Here is a 24511-nt window from a genome sequence, read left to right as displayed (position 1 = left end):
TTTTCGAAGAGCTTGTATTTTTGTTTAAAACAAAAGCATCGGACTTGGAACAAAAATGTCAGCCAAAAATATATATGCAATGAACAATTCGAGGTGTGACTTTAGAAAGGTTATCGTTTTTAGAATGTTATGCATTTTATATAAAATTTCGTATTGATTTTTAATTATTTATAAAAATAACTTTCAAGTGATTTTAATAATTATAATTTTCAGAATTATATGAATATTATTTATTTATATAAATTGTTTTGTGTTTAAAATTTATCAAAAATTACGTCCTATTTGGATATTTTAAATGATAAAATTCCAAATTTTTTTACGGATCATCAATGAAACCTTGTTTTTCGGTCAATCAATAATTACATATCATTCATAATAATTTTCTATATTAGATATAATATATCTTATATATAATAGCTATTTCCCATTTTATCAATCGGCAAAATTTTTTAGAATTAAAATAATTAAAAATATAAGTTCATTATAATTTTTTATGAAACATCCATAAGTTTAGGTTATACAATTTATAATGGTAAAATATTTCCAAAATTAACTTATTTATTGTATATATTTTCTGTTGGATTATTTTTTATAAGGTGTATTCTATAAGGGCATCACCGCACTACCACTGGAACAGCTTGACACTGGTAGAAATTCCAAGCGGAACTTTCAGGCGTTTGGTGCGTTATATAGATACGCGAATTAATTCAAGCGGAGATTATTATGGTTAAAACACACAAAACTCGTAACGATATGCCTTCAAATACAAAAACAACAGCCATTGCGTTGTTGAACAAGAACCTCGCAACGCTTATCGATTTGGCACTCGTTACAAACAGGCCCACTGGAATTTGAAGGGGTCCAACTTTATTGGTGTCCACGAAATGTTGGATGGCTTTAGAGATGCAATTGACGAACACGTCGATATTATTGCCGAACGCGTTGCCCAATTGGGTGGAACTGCTTTGGGTACCGTTCAAGCAGTTGCCGGTACGTCCAAGCTGAAAGCTTACCCGACAGATATTTATAAAGTGCATGATCATCTCTTGGCCTTGATCGAGCGTTATGGCGATGCTGCCAACGATATGCGTAAAGCAATTGACGAAGCAGATGACGCAGGGGATGCAGACACTGCCGATATCTTTACCGCGGCGTCACGTGAACTTGATAAGAGCTTGTGGTTCCTTGAATCACATGTTCAGGAAGCTTAATTCAATCCTTCTGCCAAAAGAACGGAAGTTCAGGATTTAAAGGAAGCAACTGCTGTTGCTTCCTTTTTGATTTGGGGGCTTGATTGATGGCCTTTTATTCAAAGCCTCGACTTATAACCTCCCTTTTCCTACAATTTGGATCAGAACCGCATATTAAAATTGTTGTGTTTTTGCTAAACCAATAGTCATTCATTGCGTGGAAAACTGTGGTCCTTGTCGGGCATGATACCATCTCATTCTTGCAAATGCTCATGAACCTTAATTGATAACGCGTCCGTTTATTGTGAGGTATTTTCGGAAGACCGAAAATTGTTTATCTCAATTCAATATTAAAAATTAGCAGGTTAAGTGGGTTGAGAAATCGACGCGCGACCGATATTTTTAATTATCCCGCGCGGCTGCACAAAAAATCCTTTAGCAAAAAGTTCAAAAATCCATATTGCTTTAAAGTGATATTTTTCAGCATTGGTAGCATAATAGAGGAAACCGGTGGGAAGTGGCAAAGGTGCTGCTCTTGCCCGTTCGTGAATAATATTGCTCTCTTATCGGCCGCTTGAAACAGCTTGTAAAAATATAGTCAGTTTTGCGGTTGTAAATTCTGTCTCCCCAAAAACCGATGTCTGTTATCTTAGAAGACGATAGTTTTTGCTGTTGTTTTTCATAAGAATGAACAGGTCCTAGCCATGCCAAACCTGTTTGCCACTGTTTATCTTACGTTTACATTCATATTCGCCCTCGAAAGAAATACCTTTTTCATCAATAGCGGTGCTACCTGCCGGTCAAGTCAGGCTCGTGGTGGGCTGAAGATTGTCCGGTCTTATTTTATTAACAGCCATTTCTTAAACATTTGGGTAGGGGTGGCCGGTGAGCACATTTTTGATAAGCACTAATATTCAGGCCGATTATTTTTCCGTCTCTGAAGTGGTAGGAAGTGCATTGGCACAAAGCCCCCCACATTTCCGGATAGTCGATGCATGGCGGACTTTTCCGGACACTCTGTGCTTGGTGGTCTTTTCCGGACAGTCTGTGCAATAGGCACCCTTTTCAAACATCGTTGTGCATTACGTTCCGACATCTCATTAAACGTCAATTGGTCTATTTGCAGTGGATTTTCGCATTGGTGTTAGGTGCGCGGGCGGACAGCTACACGGTCTTATGGCGACTCTTTATCCGGAATTATAATAGCGTGCGAAAATCGGGTTTATGGCGATGTGTAAAATAGGCTTTAGCTAAACGTCCGGACATTGAGCGCAGTTTACTAAAAACACGAAAAAAGCCCCGCTTGGTAGCGGGGCTTTCAACTGCTTTATATTACAAAATCGTATTATTGTGCAGGTGCTGCCGGTGTAGCAGGAGCAGCTTCTTCTGTCGCAGGTGCAGCTTCTGTTGAAGGTGCAACCGGACTACCACCCGGAACCTGATCAATAATATCAGGCTGAACAATACGGCCCGAACCGCCCATCATATTGTAGTTCAGGTGAGAAATCGCCCACCATGTACCACCGAGAACGATGAATACGCAGAGCGCACCAAACCACATTGAGCCGACCATCCACTTCGCATCCGGACCTTCGTTGAGGTGGAGGAAGAAAACGATCTGGACGAATATCTGAATGAGAGCCATGCCAATGAGGTAGATAACCTTGGTGCTGACTGCCCAGTTATCAAGCATTCCCTGCATAACAGGAATGAATGATGCGAGGGTCAATATAACAGCCAGAATGAATCCGACCATGTATTTGCCGGTTGTTACACCGTGTGCTTCTTCATGTTCGCTCATTATAGTGCTCCCAAAAGATAGACGGCTGTGAAGACACCAACCCAGATAATGTCAAGGAAGTGCCAGAAGATAGAAAGACACGACAAACGAGTCTTGTTATCTTTATCCAAACCGTGACGGCCAAGATGCAAGAACATCAATACCATCCAGATCAAGCCGGTCGTAACGTGAATACCGTGTGTGCCAACCAGCATGAAGAATGACGACCAATAAGCCGACAGAACTTCTTTACCGAATGTGCGAACACCGGTTTCAGGATCCACACCCGCATAAGCATTCGGATCAAAGAAGAAAACATTTTCCTTCCCGAAGAGAAGCTCATGGAATTCATTCAATTCCATTCCAATGAATGCGAGGCCAAGAATAAAAGTAATAGCAAGCCAGGTTTTTACCCCGCCGATATTACCATTACGAACCTGCACCATTGCCATGCCATAAGTGATTGACGAGAACAACAGCAAAGCTGTTTCGCAAAGCACGTAATTGAGGCTGATGAAATCCTTACCGGCAGGTCCGCCGCCGTAAGCGGAGGCGAACACTGCAAATGTAGCGAACAGAGTTGCGAAGATGATCAGGTCGGAAAGGATATAAACCCAGAACCCGAAGACCATTGTCGAACTACCGTCGTGGTGGTTTTCCGCGTGAGCGGTTGTTACTGCTGTAGCGCTCATGCTTTTACTCCTTGTGCTTTAAGAACAGCGCTGAATTCGTCTTCAGTCTTCTGTACTTCTTCAGCCGAGATGTAATAGCCTGCATGGTTTCCATTAAGCGAATGAAGCAGAATGGTCAAAATGAAGCCAACGAACGTAATTACAGCCAGCCACCAGATGTGCCATACGAGAGAGAAGCCAAGTACCAACATCAACATGCCGGAAATAAAGCCTGCAATCGTGTTGGAAGGCATATGGATCTTCTCGAAGCCCGAAGTTTTACGATGCTCACCGCGTTGTTTCATATCCCAATAGGCATCGTCCGCTTGAACGACAGGGACTGTAGCAAAGTTGTAAGCAGGAGGCGGGCAAGAGATTGACCATTCCAGAGTACGGGCATCGCCCCACGGATCGTTCTGTGTGATCGGCAATTTGCCTCTATGCTTGATGCCATACCAGATGGCGATCAATACCTGCAGAACAAAGCACAGGATACCAAGAAGGATGATGAATGCACCAATAGCTGCTGTGATGAACAAAGGCTGCCAGCTTGGTTCGACATAGTGCTGCAAACGACGTGTAGCACCCATCAAGCCAACTGCATAGATCGGGAAGAATGCTACGTAGAAGCCGATGAACCAGCACCAGAACGAAGCAATACCCAATGCGCGGTTCGGCTTGACACCGAAAGCTTTCGGGAACCAGAACGCCAATGCACCGAGGTAAGCAAACACAACACCACCAAGAATTGTGTGGTGGAAGTGGGCAACCAGGAACAAAGAGTTGTGGAACTGCCAGTCCGAAGGAACGATCGAAAGCAGAACACCGGTAAGACCACCACCAACAAAGGTGAACATCATACCCATGCACCACAACATCGGAGGTTCGAAACGGATGCGTCCTTTATACATTGTGAAGAGCCAGTTGAAGACCTTAACACCGGTCGGAATAGCAATAATCATGGTTGCAGTACCGAAGAAGGTATTAACGGCTTCGCCGCCACCCATTGTGAAGAAGTGGTGTCCCCAAACGATGATCGACAGGATCAAGATAACAAGGACGGCCCAAACCATCGAGGTGTAACCGAAAAGGCGTTTTGACGAGAATGTCGGAACGATTTCGGAAATGATACCGAATGCAGGAACAACCAGAACGTAAACTTCCGGGTGACCGAAAATCCAAACGTAGTTGATCCAGACCATCGGGTTACCACCGGCTGTATTGGTGAAGAAGTTCATATCAAGGTAACGATCACCGGCGAGCAGTGCATAAGCAACTGTCAGCGGCGGATAGATGATAAGGATAAGAACGTTCGAAACCAATGCGCACCAGCAGAATACCGGCATCTTCCACATTGTCATTCCGGGAGCACGACATTTGACGATAGTGGCAACAAAGTTGACAGCACCCATCGTCGTCGCAATACCTGATAGCTGCAGTGACCACAGATAATAGTCAACACCCGTGTCAGGGCTATTCAGCAATTCCGAGAAAGGTGGATACATCAACCAACCACCACGGCCAAAGTTACCGATACCGAGTGAAATGTTGATCAGAATCGCACCGGCGCATGTAATCCAGAAGCCAAGGTTGTTGGCAAATGGAAAGGCCACATCGCGAGCACCAAGTTGCAGCGGCAGAACATAGTTCAAAATACCGAACAATAGCGGCGTTGCCATGAAGAAAATCATGATTGTGCCGTGTGCCGAGAAAATCTGGTCAAAGTGATCAGGCGGTAAATAACCCGCAGTCTCTGATCCAAGCGCGAACGCTTGGTGTGTACGCATCATGATAGCATCTGCAAAGCCACGGACAAGCATGACAATTGCGAGGACAATATACATAATGCCGACGCGCTTGTGATCAACAGATGTGATCCAATTGCGCCACAATATTCCCCACCAGCCGAGCAGCGTAATAGCGGCAAGAATAACGACGGCCAATGCAACTACAACAAGGCAGGTGTAAAGGACGATCGGCTCATTCGTTAGCGCGTGAAACGCTCCGGCTACAGGGTCTGTAAGTCTTCCAAACATTTTTCAACCCATATTAAATGAATTTCGGTTTGGAGGGGACGTTACCTTTCGAGAAGGTAGATGCCCCTTCCTCGATAATTTTATTTCTTCTGAACCACACCGGGATCAAATACGGAGCAGAGTTCACCCCACAGAGATTTCGCTGCAGCAAGTTTCATCTGATCTTCGTTACAAGTCGTGTCTTTATCTACGCAGCGGTTCACGATGCGATAGTATAGACCTTTTTCGACTTGCGAGAAATAGCGAACCTCAGCGTCTTTTTGCTTACCGGCAGTATCGCCCATTTTCGGCGAATAGGAAAGCTGACGATATCCAGCACGATCAAGCGTTTCTTTGCTTTCACGAGCTTTGGCAATCCAGTTATCAAAATCTGCCTGAGCAACAGAATTCCATTTGAAGTGCATCTCCGAGAAACCGTCGCCACTGTAATTGGCGGAAGAACCTTTGAATACACCTTGACGGTCAGCAATAAGATGCAACTTCGCATTCATTTGCGGCATTGCATACAACACTGTACCAAGACGCGGGACCCAGAAAGCGTTAACCGAATTTTCCGAAGTCAACTGCACGAGAACCTGACGGTTCTCGGGAGCATAGATCTCGTTGATCGAAGCTACGCCATATTGCGGATAGATAAACAACCATTTCCAATCAAGTGCGACTGCATCGATCTGGAGTGGTTCTTGTGCTCCGGCAACAGCTTTATCAATTGGCTTTGAGGGTTCCAGCTTATAAGTGAAATAAGCTGTCAAGCTACCCAAAATAATAATAACAAGAATCGGAATCCCCCACATGAAGGTTTCCACTTTGTTGGAGTGCCCCCAATCCGGCAGATATTCTGCTTGGGTGTTGGTAGCACGATATTTAATTGCGAAAGCGACAACGGCGATCATCACGGGAATGACAATACAAGCCATTACGATAACGCATGTAGTAATCAATATTAGCTCGTGGCGCGCCACATAGCCCGCCGGGTCAAGAACATCAAATTCACAACCCGACAAGAGCAAAGCGGATGTTAAGACGCCCAGCAGCCCTGTTAGTTTACCAAAGTTCTTCATTCCTACCTGCCTCTTTATATGCATTGCATATTATTGCACGAGGGTATTTCTATTCATTCGTCACGGAAAAGCGGACTTTTCCACCTCTCCAACTTTCCCCGTCAGGCAGATTATTTGTCCCAAAAAGACATAGAAGCCCGACTTGGACTGACGTTGCCACAAAGACAATTGTGGCATCATCTAGGCAACGTCTTACTCTTTGGGTAAAAATTCGCAAGTATTTTGTCCCCCCCTGCGTCAATATTGCGCGGTTTTTCCGACGATTTTTGATTCACAAATCGTGCTGAACGATATATTCAACAGCAAACCGGTAACCATCACTTCCGCAGCCTGCAATAACAGCATCGGCTCTTTCCGATACAAAAGAATGGTGACGATAGGTTTCTCTTTTGTGGATGTTCGACAAATGAACTTCTACAACCACCCCTTCAAACATTTTCAATGCGTCGAGTATGGCAATTGAAGTATGGCTATAGGCCGCCGGATTAATGATTATTGCGACGCTTTCGCCGATTGCTGCCTGAATAAAGCCAACCAATTCGCCTTCGCAATTGCTCTGTAAGAAATCGACATCAAACCCGTGGGAACGAGCGCATTCCCGAGTCATATTTTCAATGTCTTTCAATGTTTCACGACCGTAGATTGCCGGTTCACGTCGTCCTAAAAAGTTCAGATTTGGTCCATTGAGTACTGTAATCTTTTTTGCCATGGTCAGTATCCCCTCTATGTTCGAACGAGTTTACTTAACGTCGGTGATATTTTCTTAAATTTTGGTAAACTGTCCACCGGATATCTCGAAAAATTCCGCACGCCCCTTCAATGCTGAAAAAAGCTCGCTATCGGTGCCAGTCATAAAAGTTTGGCCACCGAGCTTATCAAGGCTATCGAATAATATTGCCCGCCTTTTCTGGTCAAGATGGGCGGCCATCTCGTCAAGCAGAAGAATCGGTGTCATACCCGAAATTTCTGCTGTCAATCGGGCGTGTGAAAGAACGAGTCCGGTTAATAAGGCTTTTTGTTCTCCTGTGGAGCACAGCGCCGCCGGCATATTCTTTTTGGCGTAAAAGACCAGGAGATCGCTTCTATGCGGCCCTTCAAGCGTTCGTCCGGCCGTGCGATCAAGCTCCCGCTTATCGCGGAGGCGTTGTTTATAGTCTTCTTCGACATCTACAGCCGATTGCCTCATCAATGAATGTTCAATAGTTCCCTCAAGATCAAGCAGTGGTACCGGAAATGTGTTTTCTGCATCGAAATTATCAATATTTGTAATGAGTCTCACGACATCCATACGCGCTGCCGCAATGGCAACAGCAAGTTCTGCCATTTGCGTTTCCAATGCATTGAACCAGTATTCGTCGCGATTTCCATCCACTAAAAGCCGGTTTCTGGCTCTCATTGCCTTTTCAAAATCCGACACGCGGCGAGCATGCGCAGGATCAATGGCCAGAACCATGCGATCGAGAAAACGCCTTCGGTCACTTGCAGGACCGGTAAACAAACCGTCCATGGATGGAACAAGCCAGCTCACTCTGCAATATTCCGTCAGTCTGTCGGAAGCAACACTTTCCCCATTAATTCGCACTTTGCGACCATTCGAGGCAGTGTCACTTGCCGTACCGATATTGACATTTCCATAAAGAGCCGAATGCAATTGGGCAAAAATGACAAATCCATCCGCCCCTTTTTGGACAGGAGCCGCATCATGACCGGTTGGTGCATTTTCCAATCCGACAGCATCGTTTTGAAGCCTCTGTTCAGCCTGCAATGAGCCGGTCGAATCCCGATCTTCCGACGCTATTTGTTCGCCTGCACCGGATGGCTGACCGGCACGAATGACACTATCGTAAGGTGCCCGACGCAAACCTCGCCCTGGCGAAAGAAAAGACAAGGCTTCAAGAAGATTGGTTTTACCGGCACCGTTATGTCCGGTGAAGATCACAATCCGGTCGGAAAAATCGGCAGAAAAATTTCGATAATTACGGTAATTGGTCAGCTTAAGCTGCCGGATAAAAACCTTTGCAGCGCTTCTGCCAGAGTCATCTACCATTCGTTCTCTAAACACGCATTGGCATTAAAACGTAAAGGGCGTCAGCATCGTCACTATCGCGAATAAGCGTTGGTGCACCTGCGTCGGCGAGCATGAATACCGCGTTTTCACCGTTGAGTTGTGCCATAATATCAAGGAGATATTTGGAATTGAAACCGATTTCCAGCGGTTCACCTTCATAATCGGCAACAATCTGGTCTTCCGCACTTCCCGAATCAGGATTATTAACCGTGAGTGTTAATTGACCATTTTCGATTGTCAATTTAACGGCACGTCCGCGATCACTGGAAATGGTCGACACACGGTCAACTGCCGCAGCAAAACTTTGACGGTTGATCGTCAGCTTTTTGTCATTGCCCAAGGGGATGACACGCTGATAATCGGGAAATGTCCCGTCTATCAATTTCGACGTCAGCACAACAGAAGCAATCGTGAAACGTATTTTTGTTTCGGAAACTTCTATCTTTATTTCGCTTTCGGCTTCCTCTCCCAACAGTTTCTGCAATTCGCCTACCGCTTTACGAGGAATAATAACGCCGGGCATTCCTTCAGAGCCTGACGGTGCGTCTGTTTCCGCTTCGGCCAGACGGTGACCATCGGTCGCAACTGTACGTATTTTCAGGCCTTTATCGTCAATGACGTGAAAATAGATACCATTGAGATAATAACGCGTTTCCTCTGTGGAAATAGCAAACTGCGTGCAGTCGATTAATCGTTTTAAAGCCGCAGCCGATAAAGTAAAACTATGGCTGAAATCACCGGCATTAAGTTCCGGAAAGTCCTCTTTGGGCAAGCATTGCAAACGGAAGTTCGAGCGTCCGGAAACGACCTGCATAGCGTTGCCGTCATCGGAAACCGAAAGCATAATCTCGCCACCTTCGGGAAGCTTGCGCACGATCTCGTAAAGAAGGTGGGCAGGAACAGTTGTCGAACCTGCTTGTTCGATATTTGCAGATGTTGTTTCAGTGACCTCAAGATCAAGGTCGGTTGCCTGCAATTCGACACCGGAATTAACTGTATTGATAAGCACATTGGACAGAATAGGAATCGTATTGCGCCGTTCGACAACACGATGAACACGGCCGAGAGATTTTAACAGATGGCTACGATCGACTGTAATGCGCATATTGGACACTCTCTAAATTATTCTGCCAATTAAAAAGGGTTCTAACTGAATAAAACAAGATGTAGTGATTCCTTTTAAGCCAAGGAATCACCCGACAAGAAAAACAGATAAAAACCGGATTGGCAATATTCTTGCATAAAATACAAGATACTACTCTCTGACAGAGTCTAACGAGACTTGTTCTCTCAAAGGCCTGTTCAAGCCGATTGCTCGTCAATCAGGCGCTTCAAGAGCTCCAATTCTTTGGCCAATTGCTGATCGGCACCGACCATATCTTCAATCTTGCGCACTGCATGAAGGACAGTTGTGTGATCCCGTCCGCCAAAGCGACGGCCAATTTCCGGAAGCGAGCGTGGTGTCATCATTTTTGCAAGATACATCGCAACCTGACGCGGTTTAACAATTGTCCGCGTACGGCGATTCGACAACAAATCCTGCTTGGAAACATTATAATGACGAGCCACAACACGCTGGATTTCTTCGATACGAATCCGCTTGGGTTCGCCCGAGCGCGTCAAATGGTCCAACAATTCGTCAATACGATTGAGCGATAGATCCGGCTCAAAAGATTGACGGAACAGAAGCTGGTTAAATGCCCCTTCAAGATCGCGCCCCGAACCGGAAACAGTTCTTGCAATATGGGATAGAACCTCGTCGGGGATCGAAATAGACGGATCATCATGTTGGGCTGCTTTCAAGCGCTTGCGCAACATTTCGAGCCGCATGTCATAATCAGGCGACTCAATTTCGAGCGAAACACCACCCTGCAAACGTGAGCGCACCCTGACATCCAATGATTCAAGCTCGGCTGGCGCCCTATCAGCTGCCACGACAACCTGTTTTGCACTATCAAGCAACATATTGAGCAAATGACAGAATTCATGCTGAATCGATTTGCCCTGTAAAAATTGCATATCGTCAATAATAAGCAGGTCGATATCTCGCAATTGTTCTTTAAATGACAAAGCGTTGTTATCGCGGATCGCCGTTGCAAAACGCCACATAAAATATTCGGCGGTCAAATAGATGACGCGAACAGGCGTTGGACGCTGCAAAGCGGCAGCAGCAATTGCTTGCAAAAGATGGGTTTTTCCCAAGCCTACGGCTGCATGAATAAAAAGTGGATTGAAGCGCAAAGCACTTTTGTGGCTTTCGGCAATCGAACGGGCTGCAGCAAGAGCCACGCGATTGGACGGACCTTCAACAAAGGTATCAAAGGTATAGCGCGAATCAAGTGGAGAGCCAAAAACACTCTGCTGGGCTTCTCCGGAAAAACGCTCTGTGCGGCCATGAGAAGACGACACAACCATGTTTTCCTGATGGTTTTGAACATGCGTCTCTTCTTCTTTTCGCGGAGCATGATGTTTAACCACACGATTCATTCCGCGCACAACAACGTCAACCCGCAACAGTGTCGGACATTCCTGACGCCATAGCTCGGTCAGAATCGTCGCATAATGGTTGGTAATCCATGAACGTAAAAAAGCTGTCGGAACAGAAAGTCGTACTTGGCTACGGCTGAATTCATCGAGTTGCAGACGACCGAACCAGCTCGTATAAGCCTCATTACCGACATGAACTTTCAACTGTGCCATAACACGTGCAAAAAGTTCGTCCCCTTCATCTTGTGCAACCAAATGATGAACATCATCATTTACTTTGGTTTCACCAGAAACAATCCCATTCAAATTTGACATCTTACGCAACATTCTCTCTGACAAAGACAAATGAAAACCGAACGGTTACAACACCTTCGCGGTCAAAACATCCTTGCCTTGAATAACCAAAATAAAACTACTCCGCGAAAAACAGACCGACACGTTTGTTAACCCTCTTAACAAACCAAAAACACATCCATTCAACACGAAAAACTCAACTCACCCAAGAACTTCCCCTTAACAACAAGCGCCACCTCGATGCCAAACCACATAAGGCAGCCAAGATCGCTCTGTTTCGTAATTCCCTTTCCATCTACTTGTACCAAACCTGGTGGTGACAAAAACATGTTCTGTTCCATCAAGTTTCACGGCTTCAACCCCTTAGAAAAAACAAAGAGCATTTTCATTTGATAGCGTTACTACCTTTGTTATCCGCTTATCGTCAACCGATCAGAGAAGACTCAAAGGCAGCAGGCTGGAAAGTTATTAATTGCAGTTAGACCATACAAAAACGCCGTCCATAAATGCAAGGGGTAAAACTCAACCGGAAATTGCGTTCCTATTCTATTTTTCCGATATTCGTTAACAGGAACAGCGCGTAATTACTTTGAATCAATAAGCTTTTTCGAAACGGCTATGGCGCTTGCCGGTCGACAAAATTCCTTAAAAAAAATTAAAAAAAAAGCTTGACAAAATATGAGCGTTCCAAGGCTTTTTTGTCATTGTGGATAAGGCTGTTAGGTAATTGTTTTTAAAGGTTTTTTACAAAAAATAAAATGATATTTCTTTCTAAAATTAATCATTTTTACGGTTAATTATTCTACCGCCCAAACAAAAATAAAAACGAAAAAAACCGGCACCCGAAAGGCACCGGTTTTTGAAAATCTACAAACCCGCTCAACCGAGAAAAAACTCCTCGGAAGCGTTCTTTCAAACAATCAGGCAGAAAGTGATTTCAACTTTTTGGCTAAACGTGAAACTTTGCGCGAAGCCGTATTCTTATGCAGAACACCTTTTGTGACAGCACGCATCAATTCCGGTTCAACCGTCTTGAAAGCAACTTCGGCAGCCGCCTTATTGCCGGCAGCAACTGCATCATCAAATTTGCGTACAAATGAACGAACACGTGTACGACGGGATTTACTAACCTCTGTGCGTGCTGCAATCTTACGCACTGCTTTTCTGGACGAAGGTGTATTCGCCATAAGTCTATCTCTCTCTTCTTATTGACCGGCTTTTAAGCCTAGAAACACAAACTGCGGCCGAGAGCCGCTTAATCTTGGCGGGTTTATAGCGTAATTTCGCTGGGTACGTCAATGAGATTCTCTGAAATTGTCGGTTAAAAATAAACGGGCCGTAATTTTACGACCCGTTTATGTGTTTTATAACCCATTTATCGTTTTATGAGTTGCCAATCAGCCTTCTTTGGCAAGGTTGCGCAAAACATATTGCAAAATGCCGCCATTATGGAGGTAATCAAGTTCATCAACAGTATCGACCCGGCAAAGAAGCGGAACTTCCTTGACACTGCCGTCACCGAATTTGACCTTGGCAACAGTTTTTTGCCGTGGCTTCAGATCGTTGATGCCATCGATCGTGATGACTTCATCGCCTTTCAGCCCCAATGAACGCCAGCTCTGTCCATCCTCGAAGACAAACGGTACAATTCCCATACCAACAAGATTGGACCGGTGAATACGCTCGAAAGATTGAGCAATCACCGCACGCACGCCCAAAAGATTGGTTCCTTTGGCCGCCCAGTCACGTGATGACCCGTTACCATATTCGATGCCGGCAAAAACAACGAGTGGCACGTGCTCGCTCTTATACTGCATAGCAGCATCATAGATCGATTCTTCTTCCTTGGATGGATAGTGAATGGTGTAGCCACCTTCGCGTCCATTCTCGCCAAGCATAAAGTTACGGATACGAATATTGGCAAATGTGCCACGCATCATCACTTCATGGTTACCACGACGGGTACCATACTGGTTGAAATCGGCAGGTTTTACACCATGTTCGATCAGATATTTACCGGCCGGAGAATCAACCTTGATAGAACCGGCAGGCGAAATATGGTCTGTCGTGATCTTGTCCCCGAAAAGTCCGAGGATACGAGCTCCGTCAATATTCTTGAGCGGTGCAGGTACTTTCGGCATGTTTTCAAAATAGGGAGGATTGCGGACATAGGTCGAGTCTTTGTCCCAAGCATAGGTTTCACCTGCAGGAACCTTGACTTTCTGCCAGTTTTCATCGCCCTTGAAGACATCCGCATATTTTGATTCAAAAATCTTGCGGGTAACATTCTTTTCGATGAATTCCTGAACTTCCTGCGAAGTTGGCCAGATATCCTTCAGATAAACCGGTTTGCCATCCTTGCCGGTTCCAAGAGGTTCTTTTGTGAGATCCTTGGTGATGGTTCCAGCCAAAGCATGGGCAACAACAAGTGGCGGTGAAGCAAGGTAGTTTGCCTGAACATCAGGAGAAACACGTCCCTCGAAGTTACGGTTTCCTGAAAGAACCGCTGCAACAATCAATCCCTTGTCATTGATGGTTTTCGAAATTGCCGGCGGCAGAGGACCCGAGTTACCGATACAGGTTGTGCAACCGAAACCGACGAGATTGAAGCCCAAAGCATCAAGATCTTTTTGCAGTCCGGAATTGACCAGATAGGCTTCAACAACCTGCGAGCCCGGAGCCAGTGAAGTTTTAACCCACGGCTTGGATTTCAAGCCTTTGGCAACCGCGTTTCGGGCAAGTAGACCTGCCGCAATCAGAACACTCGGATTGGATGTGTTGGTGCAAGAGGTGATCGCTGCAATAGCAACATCTCCGTGACCAATGTCGAAATCCTCGCCTTCAACCGGATAACGAGTTTTTTCACCGGTTGTTTTCTTATATTCGTTGTGAAGCGCTGTCGCAAAACTTTTGCCGACTTCTTCAAGCGGCAAGCGCCCTTCCGGACGTTTCGGCCCTGCCATAGACGGCACAACCGTTCCCATATCAAGTTCGATTGTATCGGTAAATACCGGATCGGCTGTATGGGAATCATGCCACATGCCTTGAGCTTTTGTATAAGCTTCGACAAGTGCAATCCGTTCTTCTTTACGACCTGTCATATTGAGGTAACGGATGGTTTCCTGATCAATCGGGAAAAAGCCGCATGTCGCGCCATATTCAGGGCTCATATTGCCAATTGTCGCACGATCGGCCAAAGTCATATGTTCAAGACCCGGACCAAAGAATTCGACAAATTTGCCGACCACGCCTTTTTTACGCAACATCTGTGTTACGGTCAAAACAAGATCGGTGGCTGTAATGCCTTCCTTGAGCTTACCTGTGAGGCGGAAGCCGATAACCTCCGGCAACAACATCGAAACCGGTTGGCCAAGCATGGCAGCTTCAGCTTCAATACCACCAACGCCCCAGCCGAGAACACCAAGACCGTTGACCATTGTGGTGTGGGAATCGGTACCAACGCAGGTATCGGGATAAGCTATTGTGTGGCCATTTTCTTCTCTCGTCCAAACACATTGGGCAAGATATTCAAGATTGACCTGATGGCAAATACCTGTCCCCGGAGGAACAACCCGGAAATTCCGGAAGGCTTGTTGCCCCCATTTCAGGAAACGATAACGTTCGCCATTACGTTTATATTCGAGTTCCTTATTGTGCTGGAAAGCAAGCGGATTGCCAAAATCATCAACAATGACCGAGTGGTCAATGACGAGGTCAACCGGAACCAACGGGTTGATTTTTTCCGGATTTTCACCAAGTTTCACCATTGCATCCCGCATCGCTGCAAGATCGACAACCGCTGGAACACCGGTAAAATCCTGCATCAAAACGCGTGAAGGGCGATAGGCGATTTCAGCACCTGCTTTTCCCTTGTCGTCTAGCCATTTGGCGATATTTAAAATGTCGTCTTTCTTGACCGTGCGACCGTCTTCAAACCGCAACAGGTTCTCGAGCAGAACCTTCATTGAAAATGGCAAGCGAGAAATGTCGGGAAGACCGTTCTTTTCGGCTTCCGTCAGACTGTAATAAATATAGTCTTTGCCATTTACATGGAGTGTTTTGCGGCACTTAAAACTATCTATTTGAGACACGACTGTTCGTCCTTATATTTGTGCGAGCCTTAGCTCCTGGAACGAACGCCACAAACTGCGGGTCAAGATCGCAGCTACGGTGCGGGTGCAGTCATTTCCGCTGTCCGTTCCTCAACCGCCAGAACAAGCAGATTTGGAGACCGGCCCAAAAATTGTCCCACACCGACCGCTGGTATGGTAAATCTGATATAAGTCCTTTTCTGGAACTGTTCCAGACGTAATCCATTAAAAAAAATGTGTTTACTTGTTTAAAGGCTCCGGCCATCTTAAGAAAGGTTAAGCAAAATCCGGTGGTTACATGGAAATAACAGCAATTGATCTGAGTGCAAAACGTGGTGAAGAGGTGTTGTTTCAACACTTGCACTTTACAATCCACGATAGAGAATTGCTCACAATCACCGGTCCAAATGGTATCGGCAAGTCGACTTTGCTGCGAATCATTGCAGGCTTCTTGCCCGCCAATGAAGGAGAAGTCGCAGCACAAGAAGGTGATCAACGCTTTCCCGTTGCTCTTGTCAGCCATTATCTTGGCAGTCAAAACGCCATGAAAACGCATTTGACCGTTTTGCAAAATCTCGAATTCTGGTCGAATTTCGATTCAGCGCAATTGTTGTCGCCGATGGAAGCACTCGATCAAGTCGAACTTTCAGGAATCGAGCATCTTCCATTCGGTGTGCTTTCAACTGGACAGAAAAGGCGCGTTGCCATTGCGCGATTGTTATTATCCCATCAGCCTTTATGGCTCCTGGACGAGCCGACATCAGGGCTCGACAAACATGCAAGTGCGATTTTTGCAAAGATTATGGAAGAGCATAGAAACCGCTCGGGCATGATTATTGCCGCAACCCATTTACCGCTTGGCATAGAAGAAAATCGTCATATTCTCCTTGACGAATACCTTCCCGATTTCGAGGACAGTTGATGAAAGCTCTTTTCTTGCGCGATTTGCGAATTGCTTTTGGTCCGGGAAGTTCTTTATTGACGGGACTTCTGTTTTTTGCAGCAATTATTATCATAACTCCGTTTGCTGTCGGACCTGATCAGGAAATTTTGTCCCGCATCGGTCCGGGAATGCTGTGGATTGGAGCACTTCTTTCAATCCTTCTTGGAATGGACCGCATGTTCCAGACCGACCGTGATGATGGCAGCCTTGATCAACTGATATTGTCCCGACACAGAAAAAGCTTGAGTCTGATCGTATTTACAAAATGCCTGGCGCATTGGTGTGGAACCATTCTGCCGCTTATTCTTTTTACTCCTGTGCTGGGATTGATGCTCGGTCTTGGTGGAACAGCAATAGGCGGTCTTATGCTCACACTTTTATGTGGTACACCTGCAATTACCCTGATTGGTGCAGTCGGTGCGGCGCTAGCAACCTCGCTACCGCGTGGCGGCGTATTAATATCGGTTATTGTTTTGCCGCTTGCGGTGCCGGTTATGATTTTCGGGGTATCCGCAGCCTATGCAACCACCGCTCCGGGGATTTCGTTTATAAACCCGTTACTGTTTTTGATCGCTCTGTCACTGTTCTTTTCGATTCTCGGTCCATTGGCAGCAGCTTTGACACTTGCTTCATTATCGGACTAGACATCACATCTTTGTCAGATTGGTGTCATATGTTGGTCTGAATAAAGAAAGATAATTGCGACAAAAACAAAACCCGATAATAAGGGATATCATGGAATTGATACAAAAGAAGACAAACTGGTTGCAATCATTGGCCAACCCGACCCGTTTCATGGGGCTGAGCGGTAAAATTCTGCCGTGGCTTAGCCTTGTTGCTGTTATTGTTCTCGCCTGTGGCCTTTTCATGGTCATGCGTTCGCCCGACGATTATCAGCAAGGCATGACAGTACGCATCATGTATCTTCATGTGCCTTTTGCCTGGCTTTCCATGTTCTGTTACACGTTGATGAGCGTTTCGGCGCTTGGAACTTTGGTCTGGCGCCATCCGCTTGCCGACGTATCGCTTAAAAGTGCTGCTCCGATTGGTGCCACTTTTACTGCTCTTGCCCTCATAACCGGCTCTCTCTGGGGACGGCCAACATGGGGCACATGGTGGGAATGGGATGCGCGGCTTACTTCCGTGCTCGTATTGTTTTTGATTTATCTTGCGATCATCGCGCTTTCACGGGCCTTTGACGACGCAACAAAAGGCGCAAAAGCTGCGGCTATCCTGACACTTGTCGGCTTCATTAACATACCGATTATCAAATTCTCCGTTGAATGGTGGAACACACTTCATCAACCCGCCTCTATTCTCCGTAAAGGCGGCTCGGCTATTGATAGCGCCATGTTATGGCCGCTCTTTACTATGGCTATCGGTTTCACATTGGCCTTTTTTGCCCTTTATCTTGCGAGCATGCGTACCGAAATTACCCGTCGGCGTGTGGAAACAATGCAAAGAATGGCTGCGCGGCGCCTGCGTCAGAAGGAAAACGTAAAATGACCACTGAAAATGCAATTGGCATTTCCGATCGTATTGACATATTTCTGGGCCATTTCGACCATAGCCAGATTGTCACCTTGAGCTATGTTGTCTCGGCCGTTGTCCTGTTATTGCTGGTTTTATACATTGTCCTTAATGGTCGTCATCAAAAAGCCCGGCTTCAAAAACTTGAACAGTCAAATGCTATCCGTGCCAACAAAGTGAAATCGTGAAGATCATGGACACGCCCAAGAAAAAAATGAGTGTTCCGGTGATGATCGCCCTTTTTGGGCCATTCATCCTGTTTGTTGTTCTGGTTGTTATCATGTTTAGCCATATGGAAACAACCAATCCCGACACGGCCAATCTTGTTCCCAATGCACTTGCCGGCAAGCCTGCACCTGCAACAGTTTTGCCCCTACTTGGTCAAACCGGCTCCTTCAACCCTGACGATTTCAAGGGGCGCGTTACGCTTGTCAATTTCTGGGGGTCTTGGTGTCCACCATGCCGTGACGAACATCCCACCCTTATCGAAATCTCAAAAGACAATCGCTTTGACCTTGTCGGCATCAATTACAAAGATAAAGAAGAAAACGCGATACGCTTCCTTGATAATTTCAGAAGTCCGTTCAAGCTTGTCGGCTTTGATCCGAGCGGCCGCGCAGCCATTGATTGGGGCGTATACGGACCACCGGAAACTTTTCTTTTAAACCGTGAAGGCATTATTGTTTATAAACATATCGGGCCATTAACACCGCAAATCTATAAAGATGAAACATTGCCACAAATTGAAAAGGCACTGAATAGCAAGCCTTCTTCGTCCGATAATTCTGCACCCTGATGACGGGCCTGAAAATGGACAGAGTGTCATTTGCGCCAAAACAGCGATGTCATCATATCGGCCTTTGTGATTTTCAATTTTTGTTTTTGTGATCGGAGGAGAACGGGAATTCACTCATAGTTCCACTCAAAAACGATGTTTTAAGGAAACGGAAGAAGCCCCCGTTTTTGCTTGGCAATGAGATAAACAGAATTCTGACGAGATATAAAAAACCGGCAACACATTGCCGGTTTTTCTCTTCAGGTCTTTAAATCAAAATCAGGCCTTTTAAATCAAGCTTTAGTTTTTTAATCAACGTTCAAGGCGCTCGATAAACCAGCGCGTAAGATTGATCCAGACATCGTCTTTTTCAGCCAGATCTTCGACCCCGTGTTCGATATTCGGGTTGTCATTGACTTCAATGACCACAATACCTTCATCGGTTTCTTTAATATCAACACCATAAAGGCCATCACCGATACAACGGGCCGCCTTCAAACCGATTTCGACAACTGCCGGCGGTGCATCGGGAATAGCATAGGTTTTGAAACCACCTTCCAGCGGTTCACCACCATTCGGATCATGTTTGATAATTTGCCAATGGTGGGGCGCCATTTCATACTGGCAAACAAAAAGCGGCTTGCCACCTAATACACCGACACGCCAATCGAATTTGGTCGGTAAATATTTTTGTGCCAGCAAAAGATCACTATCTTTGAGCCACTCATGGGCAAGGCGGCGTAATTCTTCCATCGAGCCTACGCGTTTCACCCCGCGTGAAAACGACGAATCCGGAATTTTCAACACCATCGGAAAGCCGAGCGTATCTGCCGCTCTTACCAGATCATCATTGCCACCGATCATCACTGTAGGGGGAACCGGAACCCCATTCGCGCGCATCAACTCGTCAAGATAGACTTTGTTTGTACAACGGATCATCGACATCGGGTCGTCAATGACCGGCATATTTTCCTGTTCCGCGCGACGGGCAAAACGATAGGTATGATTGGATATATTGGTTGTTTCACGAATAAACAGCGCATCGAAATTGGCAAGACGGGCGAGATCTCTTGCCCCGATCGGTTCGACTTCCACACCAAGGCGGGCGGCAATTTTTGCCCAATGCTTCAAATCGGCAACGTTTGTTGGTGGCAATTCTTCTTCCGGATTGCATAAAACCGCGAAAGTCCAGCGTGGCGGCACTTTGTGGCGGGCTTCTTTCCAGGCCCGTGTCGTATAAGTTTCCATCGCCTGATAGAAAGCATCGCGACTTTCACCTTCAAGTTTTTGCCAATTGGCAAAACCTATTTTGTGAATGCGTGCCCATTCACCCGGTATAACGTGAACTTCCAATGCCGGAGCCCGATACCAGTCAAACAAAAGGTGGCCGAATTTCTCAAATCGGTCACCTTTAATATCATTTGAACTATCGGTAATGCCAAAAAATACCCTGATAATTTCCGGTGCGCGTGTACCGTCTCCTTTCAGGGCTTTGTTGAGACAATCTTCAAGCTCGGGAATAGATTTTTTATATAACCGTCGTTCCGACAGGTCGATCATGGTTTCCACAGACGGTAACACACGATGGCCGCGAGCTTCGGCAAGCAGCGAACAATAATAAGCGCGGCTTTGATAACGGTAGGAACGTGACAGGTTGATAATACGGGGACGCTGACCGGCAAATAATGCCGGATTGGCCAAATAATCACGATGGGTCATGACTTTGTGCGTCGTCGCACCATTATCTACGTCAGACACTCGTCCAGCAAGAATTACACAAATAGTCATAGAAAACTAGCTTTTCTCCAATATGACGGCTGCGCGCAAACCGTCTTTTCCAAAGCGCGCAATATGATCAAACACTTTATAGTTCAAAGGCAAATTTGCAGAATCAGCAATTGTCTCGCCTGCATCTTCCTCCACCCATGGATCATGGATGTGGATATGGCTTCCATCATCTCCATGGACCAGTACCCAATGAGGAATTTTTTCACCAAACATATGATAGAAACTGATGAGCACAAGAACCAGAGCGCCTCGTGCCAAAGCAGCACGAATATCATCCAGCGTAAAAGCAGCAATCCGCACCGGAATGTGTGCTGCATCAGCCTGCTCGCGAAAATCGGTCTGGGCAATTTCCATAATTTCGCGTTTTTTGGGATCACGCACCGAATTGATAAATAGAAATTCGTAACTTGTGACGATGATTTCAGCTTTCAAACCATAATTATGGGCAAGAACAGCAAGCCCGAAAGGCTCGCACCCCCCCAGCCCCGAAAGCATGAAAACCGTTGTTGCACCCCGCCACAGTCTAAGCTCGAACACAGGATCAAGGCGCGATTGCGGATTGAAATATTTGAGCGCCATCATCAGACAGGCAGCGCCACAGGTAAATTCCGAAGTCTGTTGATAATAGGGAACTGATGTTTCAACCGGCGTATCACCACGCAAGGTTTTTTCATAACGCAAAGCCGGCGCATGATCGGCATAATAATCAAGATAACGGCCGATCGGCCGGTAATGAAAACGTTCATAAAGCTTGATTGCGCGTTCATTGTCTTCGCGAACTTCGAGGCGCATATAAACGCGCCCTTCATCAAAAGCCGCCTGCTCTGCCGACTCTAATAACTCGGAGCCGACACCTTTTATTTTGCCACCGGGTTTGACAGCAAGTGAATAAAGGCGCGCGAGTGCTGTGCCTTTACGAAACAAAATCATTGCATAGCCGATAATTGTTCCATCAAGTTCGGCAACAATCGTTCTTGCTGTCGGACGATCAATTAATGTACGAAAAGAACGACGCGATATTCTGTCGCTGTCAAAGCAGGCTTCTTCGATAGCTACAAGTGCATCTATATCGTCTATAGTTGCTTTTCGTTTAATCAAATTGCCCATTCACACACTCTCAGTTCCCGAATGCCTTTGCCATCAAGGCTTAACACCATCCATATAAGTGATTTTTTACGCATGAATAGGCTATATTTCAGCTTTTTCAAGAAAACACTAAAAACTATCACACGCTTTTTATGAACCATCCTGTAATAACGTTTTTTCGACATAAAAAACTATATTAACCATATCAATAGGCTAACTCATTGAAAATAAACAATTCACAAATTTAACCATAATTTAAATCTTAATAAAGTGTTGCATTCCGGTCATTGACTAGCAAGCAAGTTTGGACTTTAACCTTTTGTTAACGATCTTTATCGTGCAAAGTTAAATTGAGTACAAAAATGGTGTTTGCGTTCAGATTATTCGGAGTGGCGTTTTTAACGTTTGTCGGACTGACATCCGCGGCAAAAGCGGCTGGTGAATTTATGACCGTAAGTGGCCAAACATCGCAGCCCATAGGGCACTACGAATTTTGTGAGCGCTTGCCGCAAGAATGCAAAATACGCAACACCATTCTCCAACCGGTAAAGTTAACTCAAAATGTCTGGGATATGATGCTGGATGTCAATCATAGTGTTAATGCCCGTATTACTCCCGCAACAGACATGGAACTTTACGGCAAGGAAGAATATTGGACCTATCCGGTAAACGCCGGCGATTGCGAAGACTATGTTCTTGAAAAGCAGAAAGAATTACATGACAAAGGTATGCCGCTTGCCAGTCTGCTTATTACCGTTGTGCGTAAACCTGACGGCGAAGGCCATGCTGTTTTAACTGTACGGACAGATCGCGGTGATTTTGTACTCGACAATTTGCGTGATGAAGTCTTCAACTGGAAAGACACCGAATATACATATCTCAAACGTCAATCGACACAATCTCCCGGAAAGTGGGTCAGCATCGAACAGCGCGACGATATTGTTGTGAGCTCGGTCAACAATACCGGAAATTGAAAAAACAACTTACTGCCATTTTTAATTTCGGCAGTTGAACTTGCACCTCTTCGGCTATTTGTTTTTAAAACTTGTTTGTGCTGAAAAGGTGCCGGAACAGGCTTCCAATCATGCACTATATGTGTTCGTGCTCATCGGCATTGTCAAACTTGTCCGGTTCCTTGCAACACGTTCACCGGATAAAACAGATAGGCTGAAAAGTTAAAAACTTGTCGCCCATCCAAGAAATTGTCATTTTTCAAGCGGAATAAAATTTCATTGTGATCAATCACCATCATTGATCGGGTGGTGGTAAAGTACTGAACACCATTATTTTTTCGCTCAAGATTTTGTCCGGCAAATTTTTTCAAACTGATGAGGTGCATGTCTCTTCGAGCCCCGCTCGGACGCTCCGAAGTACACTCAAATGGCTTTAGCCTGAAAAATGATTTCCGGCAAACCGGCTTCCTGCAAAATGGGTTCAAGCGGCTTGCGCCATCAAAACCGGCTAAAGGCAAAAGCAACAATCAGAAGGGTTTCCCTTCTACAAAGAGTTGTTCCAGACGTTTCATATCACCGGAAATATCAAAACCTTTTTTAGCAAGCCACTGATCGTCAAGATAGGTTGAGCGATAACGTTCCCCACTGTCACAAATCAATGTTACGAGCGAGCCCTGTTGATGATTTTTAATCATATCGGAAATGAGTTCTGCGGCTGCATAGACATTGGTTCCGGTTGACCCGCCGCAACTGCGGCCGATAAGGCGGCTTATCACACGCATCGCTGCAAGGCTTGCCTGATCGGGAACCGAAATCATCCGGTCTATCACGTCCGGCATGAATGACGGCTCGACACGTGCACGCCCGATACCTTCAATCACCGAACGACATGACTCTATTTCCTTTATCGACCGGTCGGCATAATGGAGGTGAAAAACCGAAGCTTCCGGATCGGCTACACAAAGTCTCGTTGAAAATTTGCGATACCTTATATATCGTCCCAATGTTGCCGATGTTCCACCAGTGCCTGCACTTGCAACAATCCATTGCGGAACGGGATGCGGTTCTTTGGACATCTGGCAGAAAATTGAATCGGCAATATTGTTGTTGCCACGCCAATCTGTTGCCCGTTCGGCAAAGGTAAACTGGTCTATATAATAGCCCCCCAATTCATCAGCGAGGTTTTGAGCTGTTACATAAACCGATTTCGGATCATCTATAAAATGAACATTGCCGCCATATGCTTCTATGGCTGCGACTTTTTGCGGTGACGTTGTCCTCGGAATAACCGTCACAAAAGGAACGCCGATCAATTTTGCAAAATAGGCTTCCGACACGGCTGTCGAACCGCTCGAAGCTTCGACAATAGTCGTCTGGGGCCCAATTTTTCCATTACAAAGAGAATAGAGAAAAAGCGAACGCGCCAAACGATGTTTCAAACTTCCTGTCGGATGGCAGGATTCATCTTTTAAATAGAGCGTTATCCCGCATGAAGCCGGTAAATCATAACGGATGAGATGGGTATCGGCCGAACGGTTTATTTCCGCTTCGATAATTTCAATTGCTTTTTTAAGCCATTCCTGACTGCAAGAATGCGGCGCGTCATAGCTTACGATTGAATCAACTTTATTCACTTTAAATCTTCCTTTTGGAGAGATTTAAATTATAGAATTGAATATTAAATTTGAAGAAAATACAGTTCGTTTTTTCTAATAAATAAAAAACCTTGGAATAAACATTCCAAGGTTTTGCTTATTA

At 45.5% G+C, this 24511-nt stretch carries 20 protein-coding genes and 1 pseudogene; 7 read left to right on the top strand and 14 right to left on the bottom strand.

Going from position 1 to position 24511, the window contains the following annotated elements:
- The first annotated feature begins 723 nt into the window (after window positions 1-723).
- Window positions 724-1211: pseudogene (gene dps, locus BBC0178_RS01395) on the top strand (DNA starvation/stationary phase protection protein Dps).
- A 1324-nt stretch (window positions 1212-2535) separates the two neighbouring features.
- Here dps and cyoD read toward each other — a convergent pair.
- The 10 genes from cyoD to acnA all read right to left on the bottom strand — a co-directional run bounded on the left by cyoD (window position 2536) and on the right by acnA (window position 15678).
- Window positions 2536-2991 carry a cytochrome o ubiquinol oxidase subunit IV gene (cyoD, locus tag BBC0178_RS01385; RefSeq protein WP_077970107.1) on the bottom strand — a complete coding sequence of 152 codons (456 nt, stop codon included), beginning with the start codon at window positions 2989-2991 and terminating at the stop codon, window positions 2536-2538.
- Window positions 2991-3662 carry a cytochrome (ubi)quinol oxidase subunit III gene (locus BBC0178_RS01380; RefSeq protein WP_077970105.1) on the bottom strand — a complete coding sequence of 224 codons (672 nt, stop codon included), beginning with the start codon at window positions 3660-3662 and terminating at the stop codon, window positions 2991-2993. The genes cyoD and BBC0178_RS01380 overlap by 1 nt, the downstream gene beginning before the upstream one ends.
- Window positions 3659-5677 (bottom strand): cytochrome o ubiquinol oxidase subunit I, encoded by a 2019-nt coding sequence (gene cyoB, locus BBC0178_RS01375; protein WP_078038939.1) that lies wholly within the window; start codon window positions 5675-5677, stop codon window positions 3659-3661. Before cyoB ends, BBC0178_RS01380 begins: the two co-directional genes overlap by 4 nt.
- A gap of 80 nt (window positions 5678-5757) precedes the next feature.
- Window positions 5758-6738 carry a ubiquinol oxidase subunit II gene (gene cyoA, locus BBC0178_RS01370; protein ID WP_078038938.1) on the bottom strand — a complete coding sequence of 327 codons (981 nt, stop codon included), beginning with the start codon at window positions 6736-6738 and terminating at the stop codon, window positions 5758-5760.
- Window positions 6739-7009: 271 nt separating this feature from the next.
- Entirely contained in the window at window positions 7010-7447 is a 438-nt protein-coding gene (gene aroQ / locus BBC0178_RS01365) for a type II 3-dehydroquinate dehydratase (protein WP_077970099.1), read from the bottom strand.
- 54 nt (window positions 7448-7501) lie between these two features.
- Complete coding sequence (locus BBC0178_RS01360; RefSeq protein ID WP_078038937.1) at window positions 7502-8785, bottom strand: DNA replication/repair protein RecF; 1284 nt, start codon at window positions 8783-8785, stop codon at window positions 7502-7504.
- Window positions 8786-8792: 7 nt separating this feature from the next.
- Window positions 8793-9911 carry a DNA polymerase III subunit beta gene (gene dnaN, locus BBC0178_RS01355; protein ID WP_078038936.1) on the bottom strand — a complete coding sequence of 373 codons (1119 nt, stop codon included), beginning with the start codon at window positions 9909-9911 and terminating at the stop codon, window positions 8793-8795.
- A gap of 197 nt (window positions 9912-10108) precedes the next feature.
- Window positions 10109-11608 carry a chromosomal replication initiator protein DnaA gene (gene dnaA, locus BBC0178_RS01350; RefSeq protein ID WP_078040295.1) on the bottom strand — a complete coding sequence of 500 codons (1500 nt, stop codon included), beginning with the start codon at window positions 11606-11608 and terminating at the stop codon, window positions 10109-10111.
- An 899-nt stretch (window positions 11609-12507) separates the two neighbouring features.
- Window positions 12508-12774: a 30S ribosomal protein S20 gene (gene rpsT / locus BBC0178_RS01345; RefSeq protein ID WP_077970082.1), complete on the bottom strand. Its 267-nt coding sequence runs from the start codon at window positions 12772-12774 to the stop codon at window positions 12508-12510.
- Between the two features lie 210 nt (window positions 12775-12984).
- Entirely contained in the window at window positions 12985-15678 is a 2694-nt protein-coding gene (gene acnA / locus BBC0178_RS01340) for an aconitate hydratase AcnA (protein ID WP_077970081.1), read from the bottom strand.
- Window positions 15679-15976: 298 nt separating this feature from the next.
- Here acnA and ccmA point away from each other — a divergent pair, with 298 nt between their 5' ends.
- The 5 genes from ccmA to BBC0178_RS01315 all read left to right on the top strand — a co-directional run bounded on the left by ccmA (window position 15977) and on the right by BBC0178_RS01315 (window position 18947).
- Entirely contained in the window at window positions 15977-16600 is a 624-nt protein-coding gene (ccmA, locus tag BBC0178_RS01335; RefSeq protein ID WP_077970079.1) for a heme ABC exporter ATP-binding protein CcmA, read from the top strand.
- The gene (ccmB, locus tag BBC0178_RS01330; RefSeq protein WP_078038935.1) at window positions 16600-17265 is read left to right on the top strand and encodes a heme exporter protein CcmB; all 666 of its coding nucleotides are present in this window, start codon (window positions 16600-16602) and stop codon (window positions 17263-17265) included. The genes ccmA and ccmB overlap by 1 nt, the downstream gene beginning before the upstream one ends.
- Window positions 17266-17356: 91 nt before the next feature.
- A complete protein-coding gene (locus BBC0178_RS01325; RefSeq protein WP_078038934.1) occupies window positions 17357-18127 on the top strand; it encodes a heme ABC transporter permease in 771 nt (256 codons plus the stop codon).
- A complete protein-coding gene (gene ccmD / locus BBC0178_RS01320; protein WP_077970070.1) occupies window positions 18124-18339 on the top strand; it encodes a heme exporter protein CcmD in 216 nt (71 codons plus the stop codon). The genes BBC0178_RS01325 and ccmD overlap by 4 nt, the downstream gene beginning before the upstream one ends.
- Window positions 18340-18344: 5 nt before the next feature.
- Window positions 18345-18947 carry a DsbE family thiol:disulfide interchange protein gene (locus BBC0178_RS01315; RefSeq protein WP_078038933.1) on the top strand — a complete coding sequence of 201 codons (603 nt, stop codon included), beginning with the start codon at window positions 18345-18347 and terminating at the stop codon, window positions 18945-18947.
- A gap of 291 nt (window positions 18948-19238) precedes the next feature.
- Here the strand turns inward: BBC0178_RS01315 and BBC0178_RS01310 are convergent, their stop codons facing one another.
- Window positions 19239-20714 carry a RimK family protein gene (locus tag BBC0178_RS01310; protein WP_078038932.1) on the bottom strand — a complete coding sequence of 492 codons (1476 nt, stop codon included), beginning with the start codon at window positions 20712-20714 and terminating at the stop codon, window positions 19239-19241.
- A gap of 6 nt (window positions 20715-20720) precedes the next feature.
- Window positions 20721-21821, bottom strand: coding sequence for a GNAT family N-acetyltransferase/peptidase C39 family protein (locus tag BBC0178_RS01305; RefSeq protein ID WP_078038931.1), 1101 nt, complete (start codon window positions 21819-21821; stop codon window positions 20721-20723).
- A 341-nt stretch (window positions 21822-22162) separates the two neighbouring features.
- Here BBC0178_RS01305 and BBC0178_RS01300 point away from each other — a divergent pair, with 341 nt between their 5' ends.
- On the top strand, window positions 22163-22774 hold the full coding sequence (locus BBC0178_RS01300; RefSeq protein ID WP_078038930.1) for a transglutaminase-like cysteine peptidase: 612 nt from the start codon (window positions 22163-22165) through the stop codon (window positions 22772-22774).
- A gap of 143 nt (window positions 22775-22917) precedes the next feature.
- On the opposite strand, the gene BBC0178_RS11670 is transcribed toward BBC0178_RS01300, so the two are convergent.
- Together BBC0178_RS11670 and BBC0178_RS01295 are read right to left on the bottom strand one after the other, a co-directional pair.
- Complete coding sequence (locus BBC0178_RS11670) at window positions 22918-23280, bottom strand: hypothetical protein (protein ID WP_149867393.1); 363 nt, start codon at window positions 23278-23280, stop codon at window positions 22918-22920.
- Window positions 23281-24387, bottom strand: coding sequence for a PLP-dependent cysteine synthase family protein (locus tag BBC0178_RS01295; RefSeq protein WP_225868329.1), 1107 nt, complete (start codon window positions 24385-24387; stop codon window positions 23281-23283).
- Between the last annotated feature and the right edge of the window lie 124 nt (window positions 24388-24511).

Origin of the sequence: Ditibartonella apihabitans (genome assembly GCF_002007485.1) — a bacterium.
Taxonomy (GTDB): Bacteria; Pseudomonadota; Alphaproteobacteria; order Rhizobiales; family Rhizobiaceae; genus Bartonella; species Bartonella apihabitans.
The sequence above is the reverse complement of the archived record's forward strand: the minus strand, read 5'-3'. Positions and strand labels throughout refer to the sequence as shown.